The organism is Yoonia maritima (assembly GCF_043641945.1).
GTDB classification, from domain to species: Bacteria; Pseudomonadota; Alphaproteobacteria; order Rhodobacterales; family Rhodobacteraceae; genus Yoonia; species Yoonia maritima_B.
Window position 1 is genome coordinate 207,057 of sequence record NZ_JBHZRX010000001.1, and the last position, 12,799, is coordinate 219,855.

The 12,799-nt window shown below is 55.8% G+C and carries 14 protein-coding genes; 2 read left to right on the forward strand and 12 right to left on the reverse strand.

What is annotated here, in order from left to right; all coding sequences use genetic code 11:
- Positions 1-2: 2 nt before the first annotated feature.
- Positions 3-1,367, forward strand: coding sequence for a pyruvate dehydrogenase complex E1 component subunit beta (locus ACHUEV_RS01120; protein WP_394177230.1), 1,365 nt, complete (start codon positions 3-5; stop codon positions 1,365-1,367).
- Positions 1,368-1,379: 12 nt separating this feature from the next.
- Positions 1,380-2,681, forward strand: a complete 1,302-nt coding sequence (locus ACHUEV_RS01125; RefSeq protein ID WP_394177231.1) for a pyruvate dehydrogenase complex dihydrolipoamide acetyltransferase — start codon at positions 1,380-1,382, stop codon at positions 2,679-2,681.
- Between the two features lie 62 nt (positions 2,682-2,743).
- On the opposite strand, the gene ACHUEV_RS01130 is transcribed toward ACHUEV_RS01125, so the two are convergent.
- The 12 genes from ACHUEV_RS01130 to ACHUEV_RS01185 all read right to left on the reverse strand — a co-directional run bounded on the left by ACHUEV_RS01130 (position 2,744) and on the right by ACHUEV_RS01185 (position 12,791).
- Positions 2,744-3,628, reverse strand: a complete 885-nt coding sequence (locus ACHUEV_RS01130) for an NAD(P)/FAD-dependent oxidoreductase (RefSeq protein ID WP_394177232.1) — start codon at positions 3,626-3,628, stop codon at positions 2,744-2,746.
- A gap of 3 nt (positions 3,629-3,631) precedes the next feature.
- Positions 3,632-4,075 carry an Rrf2 family transcriptional regulator gene (locus ACHUEV_RS01135; RefSeq protein WP_394177233.1) on the reverse strand — a complete coding sequence of 148 codons (444 nt, stop codon included), beginning with the start codon at positions 4,073-4,075 and terminating at the stop codon, positions 3,632-3,634.
- 105 nt (positions 4,076-4,180) lie between these two features.
- On the reverse strand, positions 4,181-4,990 hold the full coding sequence (gene cysE, locus ACHUEV_RS01140; RefSeq protein ID WP_394177234.1) for a serine O-acetyltransferase: 810 nt from the start codon (positions 4,988-4,990) through the stop codon (positions 4,181-4,183).
- Between the two features lie 81 nt (positions 4,991-5,071).
- A complete protein-coding gene (locus ACHUEV_RS01145; protein WP_394177235.1) occupies positions 5,072-5,356 on the reverse strand; it encodes a DUF7742 family protein in 285 nt (94 codons plus the stop codon).
- A 2-nt stretch (positions 5,357-5,358) separates the two neighbouring features.
- The gene (locus ACHUEV_RS01150; RefSeq protein WP_394177236.1) at positions 5,359-9,249 is read right to left on the reverse strand and encodes a baseplate multidomain protein megatron; all 3,891 of its coding nucleotides are present in this window, start codon (positions 9,247-9,249) and stop codon (positions 5,359-5,361) included.
- Between the two features lie 6 nt (positions 9,250-9,255).
- Positions 9,256-9,687 carry a C40 family peptidase gene (locus ACHUEV_RS01155; RefSeq protein ID WP_394177237.1) on the reverse strand — a complete coding sequence of 144 codons (432 nt, stop codon included), beginning with the start codon at positions 9,685-9,687 and terminating at the stop codon, positions 9,256-9,258.
- Positions 9,684-10,568, reverse strand: coding sequence for a DUF2163 domain-containing protein (locus tag ACHUEV_RS01160; protein ID WP_394177238.1), 885 nt, complete (start codon positions 10,566-10,568; stop codon positions 9,684-9,686). Before ACHUEV_RS01160 ends, ACHUEV_RS01155 begins: the two co-directional genes overlap by 4 nt.
- Positions 10,565-11,197 carry a phage distal tail protein, Rcc01695 family gene (locus tag ACHUEV_RS01165; RefSeq protein ID WP_394177239.1) on the reverse strand — a complete coding sequence of 211 codons (633 nt, stop codon included), beginning with the start codon at positions 11,195-11,197 and terminating at the stop codon, positions 10,565-10,567. The genes ACHUEV_RS01160 and ACHUEV_RS01165 overlap by 4 nt, the downstream gene beginning before the upstream one ends.
- A gap of 11 nt (positions 11,198-11,208) precedes the next feature.
- The gene (locus ACHUEV_RS01170) at positions 11,209-11,868 is read right to left on the reverse strand and encodes a phage tail tape measure protein (protein WP_394177240.1); all 660 of its coding nucleotides are present in this window, start codon (positions 11,866-11,868) and stop codon (positions 11,209-11,211) included.
- Positions 11,861-12,064 (reverse strand): rcc01693 family protein, encoded by a 204-nt coding sequence (locus tag ACHUEV_RS01175; protein WP_394177241.1) that lies wholly within the window; start codon positions 12,062-12,064, stop codon positions 11,861-11,863. Before ACHUEV_RS01175 ends, ACHUEV_RS01170 begins: the two co-directional genes overlap by 8 nt.
- Positions 12,061-12,375 (reverse strand): gene transfer agent family protein, encoded by a 315-nt coding sequence (locus ACHUEV_RS01180; RefSeq protein ID WP_394177242.1) that lies wholly within the window; start codon positions 12,373-12,375, stop codon positions 12,061-12,063. Before ACHUEV_RS01180 ends, ACHUEV_RS01175 begins: the two co-directional genes overlap by 4 nt.
- Positions 12,375-12,791: a phage major tail protein, TP901-1 family gene (locus ACHUEV_RS01185; RefSeq protein ID WP_106353839.1), complete on the reverse strand. Its 417-nt coding sequence runs from the start codon at positions 12,789-12,791 to the stop codon at positions 12,375-12,377. The genes ACHUEV_RS01180 and ACHUEV_RS01185 overlap by 1 nt, the downstream gene beginning before the upstream one ends.
- Positions 12,792-12,799 lie beyond the last annotated feature (8 nt).

Genomic DNA, 12,799 nt, shown 5'->3' on the forward strand with positions numbered 1-12,799 from the left:
CCATGGCAACCGAAATTCTCATGCCCGCCCTTTCCCCAACAATGGAAGAAGGCACGCTTGCCAAGTGGCTCGTCAAAGAGGGTGACACTGTTTCATCCGGCGACATCATGGCCGAAATCGAAACCGACAAAGCCACGATGGAATTCGAGGCCGTTGACGAAGGTATCGTTGGCAAGATCGTCGTCGCTGAAGGCACCGAAGGTGTCAAAGTGAACGACGTCATCGCGATCTTGGTTGAAGAAGGCGAAGCCGTTCCAGAAGCAGGTGCCGCACCTGCCCCCGCTGCGGCACCCGCTGCTGCTACACCACAGGCCGCACCAGCCGTTGCTGCGGCACCAGCGGCCCCGGTTGCAGATGCGACCCCTGATTGGCCTGCTGATGTTGAAGTCAAATCCACCACCGTTCGCGAAGCCCTTCGTGATGCGATGGCCGAAGAAATGCGTCGCGACGAAGACGTGTTCTTGATGGGTGAAGAGGTTGCCGAATACCAAGGTGCCTATAAAATTTCCCAAGGTCTGCTGGATGAATTTGGCGCGAAACGTGTGATTGATACGCCGATCACCGAACACGGTTTTGCTGGTATCGCAACTGGTGCGGCCTTTGGTGGACTAAAGCCAATCGTCGAGTTCATGACGTTTAACTTTGCTATGCAAGCCATTGACCACATTATCAACTCTGCAGCCAAGACGCTGTATATGTCTGGCGGTCAAATGGGTGCGCCGATGGTGTTCCGTGGTCCAAACGGTGCAGCGGCACGCGTGGGTGCACAGCACAGCCAAGACTACGCAGCTTGGTACATGCAGATTCCAGGTCTTAAGGTCGTGATGCCTTACTCTGCGGCGGATGCTAAAGGTCTGATGAAGACTGCGATCCGTGACCCCAACCCGGTGATCTTCCTTGAGAACGAAATCATGTACGGCAAGTCATTCGATGTTCCTGTCATGGATGATTTCACCATTCCATTCGGCAAGGCCAAGATCGAACGCGCTGGTGACGATGTAACCATCGTGTCCTTCGGCATTGGCATGACCTACGCTTTGGCAGCAGCAGAAAAGCTGGCCGAAGAAGGCATCAACGCCGAGGTCATCAACCTTCGTACATTACGCCCGATGGACACCGAAACCATCCTTGCATCAGTCCGCAAGACCAACCGCTGCGTCACCGTCGAAGAAGGCTGGCCGCAGGGTTCAGTCGGCGGCTATATCAGCGGCGTTATCATGCAAGAGGCGTTCGATTATCTTGATGCCCCTGTCATCACTTGCACAGGCAAGGACGTTCCAATGCCATATGCAGCTAACCTTGAAAAACACGCTTTGCTGACCGCCGACGAAGTCGTCGACGCCTGCAAAAAAGTGACCTACCGCTAAGGAGACAACGCGATGCCTACAGAAATCCTGATGCCCGCCCTGTCCCCCACGATGGAGGAAGGCACATTGGCCAAATGGCACGTCAAAGAGGGCGACACTGTCTCCTCTGGTGACATCATGGCCGAGATCGAAACTGACAAAGCCACGATGGAATTCGAAGCCGTCGACGAAGGTGTGATGGGCAAAATCCTGATCGCCGAAGGTACCGAAGGTGTGAAGGTCAACGATGTGATTGCAATTTTGCTGGAAGACGGCGAAAGCGCAGATGACATTTCCGCGACGCCTACGGCAGCACCGACTGAGCAGCCTGCCGCGACTGCAGAGGCGGCCCCCGCTGGGGGCTCCGATAAGGTCGCCGCACCTGCCCCAGCTGCACCAGTCAAAGATGGTAACCGCGTGTTTGCCACGCCTTTGGCCCGTCGCATCGCTGCGGACAAAGGTCTTGATCTGGCTGCAATCACCGGTTCCGGCCCACATGGTCGTATCGTGAAAGCAGATGTTGAAAACGCGACCGCTGCACCGAAAGCTGCTGCTGCGCCCGCAGCTGCCAAGGCTGACGCGCCTGCTGCTACATTGGCGGCGGGTCCGTCAACGGGTGCGGTTCTAAAAACATATGCGGATCGTCCATTCGAAGAAGTCAAACTGGACGGTATGCGTAAAACCATTGCTGCCCGCCTGACCGAAGCGAAACAGTCGGTGCCGCATTTCTATCTGCGCCGTGACATCAACCTTGATGCCCTGCTGAAATTCCGTAGCCAGTTGAACAAACAGCTTGAACCACGTGGCGTGAAGCTGTCGGTCAACGACTTTATCATCAAAGCCTGCGCGCTTGCACTACAGCAAGTCCCCGAGGCTAACGCTGTTTGGGCTGGTGACCGCACGCTGAAGTTCGAAAAGTCAGACGTCGCCGTTGCTGTGGCTATTGATGGAGGTTTGTTCACCCCTGTCTTGAAGGACTCTGACAGCAAATCCCTGTCTGCCCTTTCAAGCGAGATGAAAGATCTGGCCAACCGGGCGCGCGATCGCAAGCTTGCGCCGCATGAATATCAAGGCGGTTCGTTCGCGATTTCCAACCTTGGTATGTTCGGCATCGACAACTTTGACGCAATCATCAACCCGCCACACTCGGCCATTCTGGCGGTTGGCGCGGGCGTCAAGAAACCGATCGTCGGAGCGGATGGCGAGCTGACAGTTGGTACCATCATGTCCAGCACTTTGTCAGTCGATCACCGTGTGATTGACGGCGTTCTGGGTGCAAACCTTCTGAACGCGATCAAGGACAACCTTGAGAACCCAATGACAATGCTTGCTTAAGCACATAAGAATTACCGAACGGCCGGCCCTTGAAAATTGGGCCGGCCGTTTTTGTTTCACGATTAGCCTAACACTAGCGACGCATGGACTTGGGCCCCGGCCCATGCTCCGTCACCGACAGCCAGCGATACAGAATGCGGAACGCGTGCCACGTCGCCACATGCGTATGCCCCCGGAATGCTCGTGGCCTTGCCACTGTCAGTTTCGATCATAGTACCAAAGCCCGTTTCAACAATTGCACAGCCAAGGCTTTGCGCAATCGGCGATGCAGGCGCATTAGTCGAGGCCGTGAATAGGCCCGCAAATGATAGGGTTCGCCCGTTCTGTAAAACCACGTCGGCCGCACCCGCCAATCGCGTGATTGGAACGGTTTCGATCTCGACTCCACGCGCGATTAGCTGGTCGCTTGTTTCTTGATCCAATGTCAGCGCATCGTTCAACAGGAATGTGACATCGCCCCATTCAGGGATCAACCGCGCCTGATGCACCGACATTGGCCCGGTTGCAATCACGCCGATCCGGCCTTTGTTCAGCTCATATCCATGGCAATACGGGCAGTGGAACACGTGGCGTCCCCACCGTTCGGGCAAGCCTTCTATTTCGGGTAGTTTATCTGAAACGCCCGTTGCAAAGATGATGCGGCGACCTTCGTGGGTATCGCCAGCATCAGTTGTCACGGAAAAGTTGTCCTTTTTACCTGTCGCGCGCAATGCCTTGCCCGTTACCCAAGTCAGCGTTGGGTATTTTTCGAGCTGAGCCTTAGAGGTCGCCGCAATTTCAGCCGGGTCGATACCGTCTTGGCTGACAAAGCCATGTGCATGTGTCGCGAAACGGTTGCGCCGTTCGCCTGCATCGATGATTAGCACTTTGCGATGGGCGCGCAAAAGCTGCAGGGCTGCTGCCATTCCGGCGTAGCTGCCCCCGATGACGATCACGTCATGGGTCATGATTTAATCCTTTTGTTGTCGGTATTCCGCGTGTCGCTGCGCAAAGTCAGCGGCAAGACTGGCCAAGGTAACTGTCTTAAACCGTTCGATTAAAAGCGCCTCTGCCTCGGCAAAGGCACCGTCGAGCGCACTGTTCACAGCTTGTTCGACCAAACAATCGGGGCTTTCATGCCGATTGCCGATCGCGAACACTGTCGGCTCGCCCAATGCTTCGTATAGATCGAAAAACGTTATTTTATTTAGATCTGCGGTAATACGCCAGCCGCCTGCGTGACCGCGTTCTGACGTGACAAGCCCCGCATTGCGCAAAAGCCCCATTGTGCGCCGGACAACAACGGGGTTGGTTTTCATACACATCGCAAGGATGTCGGACGTGACGGGTTTGTTTTGTTCGGCCATGTGAAGCAAAGCATGAAGGACCGAGGAAAGGCGACTATCTTTTTTCATGTAACTATCAATGTTACGACTCGTTCGAAATTGCAAGACACCTGCAAAAAAGAAAACGCCCGCCAGATGGCGAGCGTTCTATTCAGCAATCCCGGTGAACTAGGTTTAGTTCACACCGTCAAAGCGTTGGTCCATCGACATCGACGGCTGAGAGCACCCTGCCTCGCCCACGATCCGCGCAGGTACGCCAGCAACAGTTTTCATCGGTGGCACGTCTTCAAGAACCACGGAACCAGCGGCAACACGGCTGCAATGCCCGACCGTGATATTGCCCAACACTTTGGCGCCAGCACCAATGAGAACACCGTTTCCAATCTTAGGGTGGCGGTCGTCATCTTCCTTGCCGGTTCCACCAAGCGTAACGGAATGTAGCATAGAGACGTTATCCCCCACGACAGCCGTTTCACCGACGACTATGGAATGGGCGTGGTCAATCATGATCCCCTGCCCGATCTTCGCTGCGGGATGAATATCGACGCCGAAAAGTTCGCTCACCCGCATCTGTACGAAGTAAGCCAGATCGCGGCGACCTTGCAGCCAGAGCCAATGACCTAGGCGGTATGCCTGTACGGCCTGAAAGCCCTTAAAGAACATGAGCGGCTGCAAGAAACGGTGACACGCTGGGTCACGATCAAAGATTGCCACGATATCGGCGCGCGCGGCAGCCGTTAGCGAAGCGTCATCATCGTACGCTGCGTCGGCAATTTCGCGAATGATTTGCTCGGACATCTCAGGCGATGCGAGCTTCATCGACAGCCGATAAGCCAAAGCATCGTCAAAGCTGTTGTGATGCAGGATACAGGCATGAATCATCCCACCGATCAAAGGCTCTGCTTTGATAGCTTCTTCTGCCTCAGAACAAATGCGCTGCCAAACTGGATCAAGTTCGCGCAGTGAGGGTTTCAGATGTGCCATAGGGGTATCCTTTGCGTTTCAGACCCTTTGTGTAGATCATATAGGGTACTGTCGCCAAGAACAAAGCTGTGATTTTATGTATCACCGATCGCGATCGACCGACAATTCGGTCGCAAGAATTGCCATGCACCGCAAGTAATCTGGATCGCAAAAGGCATTTCGAGGCATCATTGCGTGTTTCTGTGCTGCCGACATGAGCGTCCCGTTTCCATACAGAGGATGCAGTTTTCCTGTCGTTTTTCGGTACTGTTCAGCAATTGACGCCTCTTGGTATAATTGAATGACCATCTGGTGCCGTGCGTGCACTGGCACGGCCAATAGCACCCGCACGGCGACTTCAAGGTCGGCCAGTTGGACCGGGCGCATGGTTACACCTGCATATCCACCCCCATGAATGGCCCAGCGCCGTATCGTGTTGATACCTGTGCCACCTCTATCCGGTAGGGCAATAGCCCGACCTCTGCGGCGCGAATACTGTCGCTATAGGACCAGACTGGCGTATCAACGGTTTCCTGACGCCGCACGATGCCGTCTTGCATCACGCGTATTTGGTAGGTCTCGTTTTCTTCGCCAAGCGGGATATCACCTTCGCCCCAAATATCCCCGTCGATCCGAGAGCTTCGAAACCATGAAAGCTCAATAGCGTCTGCCCCAAGTTTAGACCGTAGATGTGCCACCGGATAGGGTCGAAGCCCATTTCCTTTGAACGTGTGCAGCTCATAGCGATAGCTGGCGTCGGTCATTGGGCGCTTTGCAGGGCCGTAGCGGAAATGCCGAGGAAGACCGCGCAGCGCAGATGGAATGGTGATTTGCTTTGACGTGCCATCCATCACAACGACACGCGACCCGACAGGCCATTCGTCTGGCATCAGTCCACGACTACCCGCCTGCCCACGCAGCAAACCAGTCAGACGATATGTGCGCTCAGCGATAGGCACGGCTTGGCGGAACTGGATGATCTCCCATTTGTCGGGTGTCCCGTCACCAATCGCGATTGTATTCGCACCTGATAAAACGGCGGCATCGCTGGAAGAACTGAGTTCCCCGTTGATCAATGTCACCTCAAGCCCAGCTTGCCGATCCCAAATACCAATAGGCCCCTGCCTGACCACACCTGCTGTAAGACCAATCGTGGCCGAGCGATCCATCACGGTCTGCAAAGTGTAACCGCTATCCTCGGATGAGCCATAAAGGGCGATGCTACCCGGCCAAGGACGTCCTGCCGTGGCGACATAGGGCGCAGTGGGTTGTTCGTCGCCAGTCAGCATCGGCAAATCCATGAAGAGCGCCTCAACAGGGACTGGGCCAACATATGGCTGTAAAACGGGTCCGTCACCGTCAAATGTCTGGCCACGATAGGCTTCGGCGTCAATACGCGTGGCCTCGACCAATCGCAAACCGGCTTCTTCAACCCGGTCGACACGATAGCGACCACGATGATCTGCTGTATCCAGCGCAACCACATCACCTGCCCCAACCTGCATTTGCGACGGCGGCAAGGCAAAGCTGGCCTGATCTCGCGCAACCCGCGCCTCTTGAAGCCAGCGGGTTACCGTGTTGCGCCCCTCTGTCCGGGTCAGCGCAAGCGGGACTTCGGTCTTGTTTACCCCATAGGTTTGGGTATCTGGGTGTACTGCCTCTGCGGCAATGGCCTCGTAGTCGCCATCATTGTCGAGGTGAACCAGCTGAATACGCGCTGCAACTTCGGCGGCTGGACTGCGCGTCAGCGCTATTGATTGATCCTTTTCGGTATCAATGGCCAGATCATCATGTGAAAGCACGTGATCCGCGTGCCCAGCGCGGTTTTCAAAGACCAGAACACCATCGCGTTCCATCGCATCAAACCCATAGGCCATCATCAACGGCTGTAGCGCAGAGCGGCCAGAGCCGATGTTAGCGACGGCAAAACCCCGCACCACACCGTATAGCCGTGACACGTCATAGCGTGTCACCCCTGAGCGCTCACATATCTCGGCAACCACAGATGCCAATGCGCGGTTGCTCACCCGTCCATTCAACCAATGCCCACGCGCATAGTTATCTCCATCAGACCAGAGCGTCCGGTTGCCGGGAAAGAACGGATATGGTCGCGCATCCCATGCCCATACGTGCATACGGTTCGTATCGACCATAGGCGCCCCGTATGCCGTTGAGACTGGGTTGTTCGCATTGTCGCCGAAATACCCGTACACGGCACGCAAGTATTGCATCTGCATAAAGTCATCACGGTTCCCATTAGAGTAATGGGGCAATCGGGACTCTGATGATTTGGGATCAATGAACTTATTGGGTTGGTTCGCGCCCTTATCAATGGCCGCACAGCCGAATTCAGTGAACCAAATCGGTTTGCTTTCAGGGATCCACTCAGTTGGATTCTCCTCTCGGACCCCATCTATTCGGTTATGGTGCGGGTTAGACCACCAGCCTTGGAAATCCTTGTTGCGCCACACCCACGGCTCGCCTTCTCCATCAGTGATCGGCGTACGACGCTGGGCCTCGCGTGCCTCCGGTGTCGTGTAGTACCAATCGTACCCCTCTCCACCAGCCACGTTGGAACGCAAGTAACCCAAGTTATAAATAGATTGGGCTTCTATATCAGCGTGATCGTCCCCATCCCGCCAATCGGATAATGGCATGTAGTTATCGACCCCAATGAAATCGATATTAGGATCAGCCCACAGCGGGTCGAGATGGAATAGTTTGTCAGCAGTCCCTGCAGGTTGGTACCCATGGTATTCTGACCAATCCGCCGCATAGCTAATCTTACAGTCTGGCCCAAGGATCGCACGGACGTCAGCTGCCAGCTGGCGCAGAGCATCTACAGCAGGAAAACTGTTCCCGGCCCCACGGATTTGGGTCAGCGCACGCATCTCGGACCCGATACAGAATGCAGACACCCCTCCGGCTGCTGCACATAGGTGGGCATAATGAAGGATGAACCGGCGATATCCCCAATCAGCAGGGCCAATATAGCTAACGGTCGTTCCATCAACGCTGAAATCAGACGCAGTCGCATGCCCCATAAATGCCGACACCTCGGACACTGCCCCTGCGGTGCCATCAGTAGTGCCATCCATATATGGGGCAAGCGCAGTCGTGATGCGTCCACGCCATGGCAATGCAGGTTGCCCCGTGGTCCCCGTCCACGGATCGGTCAGAGTATTATCGCTTAGCTGCTCCATCAAAATGAACGGATAGAACACTGGCGAAAGTCCGCGAGATTTCATATCGCGCAGTGCCTCAACGACAGAAGCATCGGTTGGCGTCCCTCCATAAACCGGCGCACCATCTAGTTCGGGGACTTCCTCGGCTGTGGCACGAGTGACACCTGACACCGCCCAAGGCATCGCGTCCGCGTCGACTTGGCGCTGTTCTACCTTCGGCATGATCTGGCATTCACCACAGCGCAGGTCATCGCCAAACCAAGAGACCACCATAACGACGGACTGACAGGCCGGGACTTCGCCCTGCAACGCATCCATAGAGGCGCTAAAGTCGCTTTGCCCTAAGGGTGAATTCGTATTAACCGCGACCTGTTCACCGTATGACGGCGACATATAGACCTGCGACGTAGCCAGCCCGTATTCCCCCGTACCTGGGATCAGTGCGACACCCGTCACCAGATCACCCAGTTCTTCTTCACCGGCGCGCATGACTTCGAACGTCAGTTGCGGGATCCGGTTACCAAATTGCGCAAGGGGCATGTCTTCGAATACAACATAGGCTGTGCCTCGGTAGGCAGGAGTATTCTCAACCCCTTCGACTGCGGCGATCTTGGGATCGGGCTGTTGGTCCATCGCGCCTGTGTAGACGCGCATGTTCTGATCATCTTGCGGGACCTCGGTGCCATCGGCCCAAATCCGGCCTACGCGGCTAATCTCACCTTCACAAAGCGCAATCGCAATGCTGACGGTGTACGAGAACGATTTGACCTCTGGCGTCGGCGGCGCACCTTTCCCGCCGCCAGATGTCTTACTGCTTTCTTCGAACTCCGACGCCCAAATTACCTGCCCGGGAACGCGCATACGGCCATAGATTTGCTGCAGGTCAGCGCCTTCATTCGCGCCCGTCAAACGCAGACGATCAACACGCCCCGTTTCGACAGGCTCGCTACCTGCGCCCATAATCTTTTGATCAATATGACGGCCAATCGCAGCGCCTGCCGCACGACCAATGGTCGCCATAGACAGCCCCATGACAGTGCCACCGATTGAACCGCCAATAGCCATACCAGCTGCAGAAAGAACGATTGTCGCCATGACCAGTTATCCTTTTGAAATATCAAATTGCGCGGCGATGCGTCGACGCCAAGGGGTCGAAAGCGGGCTTTCGACCACGCCATGCCCGGAATACGAATGAATAAATGCCGGGGCGCTACAGGTGTTGGAGAGAATACCAATATGCTTTGCGACAGACCCAGCCCGCATACGAAACAACAAAACCTGACCGGCCGATAAAGGCGTTCCCGTCACATCATCCATATGACGTAACCCCGCCTGATAAAGCGCCTCTTGCCCCTGCGGTTCGGACCAATCCGCCGTGTAGGCTGGCACAAGCTCAGGCTCAGCACCATAAAGGGTCCGCCACACACCGCGCAGCAATCCCAAACAATCGCACCCGACACCCCGAACAGACGCCTGGTGTAGATAAGGCGTGCCAATCCAATCCCGAGCCACCTCTACGATAGGAGGCGTCATCGGCTGCGGCTCCCACCGGAATTCACGCCGCTACTCCGCGGTACGCTTACCAGCCAATCGTCACCGGGAATGTCAGGAAAACCCTGAAAGTTAATGAAATTGCTAAACTTGTCACGACACGACGCCGCACGCTTATCGCAACCTGCGATCAGGCGAACACGATCACCAATGTCCATTGCGGCGCGGATCGGTTCCCACAAGGTGATCTTGCGGATTCCTTCAACCACAACATCCGACTTTATCACGCCGCGCAGCGTGGCCGCCTTACCGGTCTCAACGATAAGCTGACCACCTTCGAACCAGCGGTCATTGAACGGAGACAGATTAGCGAACGAAAGCACCTGACCATCGGTTGTGGAGGTCAGTTCAGTCGTCACCGCAAACGCCGGATCATCCAAATCGACGCCACATCGCCGATCACCCAGAACCGAACTACACGTCTTTAGATAAGATCGGCCCTGCGGTTGGTTCAGGGCCTCGGTCAATCCACGCAGCTCTGCCTGAAAACCACCCTGCGCCCGCGTGATCTCACCTATTGTGCCAAAGAAACGCACCTGCCGGGCCGCTGGGTTATCCCATTGCACCAACCAAGTCGTCACTTCCGCCCCATCATAGCGCCCCGCATCAATGTCCGCTTCGGTAATAGCCGACGCAGACAGCACACCAATCGCTTCGGTATTGTTGACAGACAGGCCTGTGGTACTGGCCAGCGCACGCGCGCTTAGCCCGCTTTCAGGGGTAAAGGTGATACCGTCAAAGGCGATAGCCGCGTCGTGGTCTGTGAACCCTAGGGTCACGCCATCGGCACGCTTTAGCGCCCAACAATGGCAGACATGTGTTGCCCCAGTCGCCAAATGCTCGTGCAATGCTGCAGCGGTCATACGCGGACCTCCACGATTGGAACATTGGGAACTTCACCAGCCTGAAAGTTTGAAACCGACGTCATGATCGCATCAGTGTCGAACCTTACTGGCACGTCGAATTCAAACCCCGCACGAATATCTGAACCAACATCTGGCGGATGACCAAAAGTCAGCACACCCGTGTTGTTGTCGATGCTAAAATCAACGTCTTCTTGCTGCAGCACCCCGCCAATCGACACACGAACTGAGCCAGGAACAGGCTTGGAAATCGGACGTGCGTATGTTGTGTCACCAGACCGATAAGTCTTGGTCAGTTGGAACTGGGCTGTGACTTCATCCCCAATCGCGATCAACTGGTCCTCGGCATCAATCTCTTTTGATGGAGAGCAGGATTTGAAATCGCTCCAATCTTTCCAACGGAACCCAATAAGCTGGCCTTGGCGGGCCTCAAAAAACGCGATCAAGGTTTCGACGTCATCAAGTGACCGTAACCCCATACCCGCGTCATAACGACGACGGGCGTGCGCCCAAGGCGTGTTGCGTTCTTCAAACCCATTCGCAAGCGTCACAATATCGGTACGGCGTTCCGGGCCGCCCACCGAACCGAAACTCAGCGAGGCGGGAAATCTTATGTCATGAAATGCCATCAGCTCTTCTCCTATCGGTTACGTTGGCCACGGCCCAAGGCACGCGCCATCTGCGACGCAACCTGCCCTTGCGACCGTTGAAAGCTCTGGGCGTCTGGCGTTGTGATGTTCATATTCACAGTCACAGCACCGCCCCCCTGGGTACGCACACCCAAACGACCATCAGCGCCACGCGACAGCGGCATGATTGCCTCTGGCCCGGCCTCACCCATCAACCCGGTGCCACCGCGCATCGGAAAGGTCACTGGGCTGCTGACAACACCACCTTTGGCAAACGGCATCACGCGGCCTTGGGTAAACGCACCACCGTCGGCAAATGGCATCATGCTCGACACGGCCGAGTTCAGACCATCAGCTAAAACACCACCCATGTGGTTCATCACCGGATTAACAGCGGCCGAATAGGCGGTGTTGATCATGGATTGCGCGAGACCACTCAGCGCGTCAGACAACTTCATCCCATCCAGAACCAGGCCATCAAACGCACGGCGAAGCCCTCCAGAAAACCCGCGTTCAAGATTACCTAAATCACGTGTCGTATCGGCCAGCGCTCCTTGGACGCCGCGCAACTGGCTATCAAAGGCAGCGGTGACTTGCGACGCCTCACCAATTGTCTGCTCCAGCGCACTGACATCACTCTCTAACTGATCAATCTTATCCAAATCATCCATCCAAATTCTCCTTATCCACATCAGGAAATGCGGTCTGCAATTCGGCCAATCGGTCTCGTCGCATTGGGGGCGACGTTTGGGTAAGGCCCAGCATGATTTGCAGTTCAGCTGGGGTAAGCGCCCAAAACTGATCCGGTCTTAACCGCAATCCATGCAGCCCAGCCTCCATCAAACCGCGCCAATCCAGCCCGATCATGTGGGCGTGGCAAAGGCACGCGCGAGCAAAGTGGCCGCCACCTGTGCCGCGCCGATGGGGCCACCCTCAATTTCGGCGGTCATCAAATCATCAGACGTCCCACGCCATCCGCCGCCGCGTAGCCCCGCGACAACGACCGCCATCACATCGCGGCTTGAAAACGCGCCGCCCTCGAACCGGCGGATCAAGTCAAGCAATGACCCTTCACCCAAACGCGTCTCAAGCTCGGCCAATGCGCCCAAAGTCAGTTTGCAAATGTGTGAAACGCCATCAATGCGCACCTCGGCTTCGCCGGTCCAAGGGTTCGTCATCAGATCAACGCCGTAAAGGTCAGCGCACCAGCCGATGCGAGCGACAGCTCATAGGTTGCCTCGCCGTTATGCGAACCAGCGTATTCAATCGACGTGATCTGGAATGGGCCTTCAACGGTGCCAAAATCAGGAATGATCACCTGAAAATTTGGCGTCTCACCATCAAAGAAAATTTGGCGTGCACGTTCATCCGTCGCGTCATCTTTAAACACACCTGACCCCGAAATCGATGCAGTCTTAACACCTGCGCCACCCAGCAATTCACGCCATCCGCCAGTGCTTTCAAGGCTCGTAACATCCACGCTCTCAGCGTTAAAACTGATCCGGGTCGCACGCAGGCCCGCGGCCGTCTCAAACAAACCGCCGCCTGTCATGTCAATTTTGACCAGCAGGTCTTTACCGTTCTGGGCTACCATAGCCAGTA

Bases quoted from the DNA above. Each gene is read 5' to 3' on its own strand.
- ACHUEV_RS01160 (WP_394177238.1), bottom strand. From the start codon at position 10,568: ATGACCGCTGCAGCATTGCACGAGCATTTGGCGACTGGGGCAACACAT.
- ACHUEV_RS01125 (WP_394177231.1), top strand. From the start codon at position 1,380: ATGCCTACAGAAATCCTGATGCCCGCCCTGTCCCCCACGATGGAGGAA.
- ACHUEV_RS01145 (WP_394177235.1), bottom strand. From the start codon at position 5,356: ATGCGCCCGGTCCAACTGGCCGACCTTGAAGTCGCCGTGCGGGTGCTA.
- cysE (WP_394177234.1), bottom strand. From the start codon at position 4,990: ATGGCACATCTGAAACCCTCACTGCGCGAACTTGATCCAGTTTGGCAG.
- ACHUEV_RS01155 (WP_394177237.1), bottom strand. From the start codon at position 9,687: ATGACGCCTCCTATCGTAGAGGTGGCTCGGGATTGGATTGGCACGCCT.
- ACHUEV_RS01175 (WP_394177241.1), bottom strand. From the start codon at position 12,064: ATGATCGGGCTGGATTGGCGCGGTTTGATGGAGGCTGGGCTGCATGGA.
- ACHUEV_RS01165 (WP_394177239.1), bottom strand. From the start codon at position 11,197: ATGGCATTTCATGACATAAGATTTCCCGCCTCGCTGAGTTTCGGTTCG.
- ACHUEV_RS01150 (WP_394177236.1), bottom strand. From the start codon at position 9,249: ATGGCGACAATCGTTCTTTCTGCAGCTGGTATGGCTATTGGCGGTTCA.
- ACHUEV_RS01135 (WP_394177233.1), bottom strand. From the start codon at position 4,075: ATGAAAAAAGATAGTCGCCTTTCCTCGGTCCTTCATGCTTTGCTTCAC.
- ACHUEV_RS01120 (WP_394177230.1), top strand. From the start codon at position 3: ATGGCAACCGAAATTCTCATGCCCGCCCTTTCCCCAACAATGGAAGAA.
- ACHUEV_RS01130 (WP_394177232.1), bottom strand. From the start codon at position 3,628: ATGACCCATGACGTGATCGTCATCGGGGGCAGCTACGCCGGAATGGCA.
- ACHUEV_RS01170 (WP_394177240.1), bottom strand. From the start codon at position 11,868: ATGGATGATTTGGATAAGATTGATCAGTTAGAGAGTGATGTCAGTGCG.
- ACHUEV_RS01185 (WP_106353839.1), bottom strand. From the start codon at position 12,791: ATGGTAGCCCAGAACGGTAAAGACCTGCTGGTCAAAATTGACATGACA.
- ACHUEV_RS01180 (WP_394177242.1), bottom strand. From the start codon at position 12,375: ATGACGAACCCTTGGACCGGCGAAGCCGAGGTGCGCATTGATGGCGTT.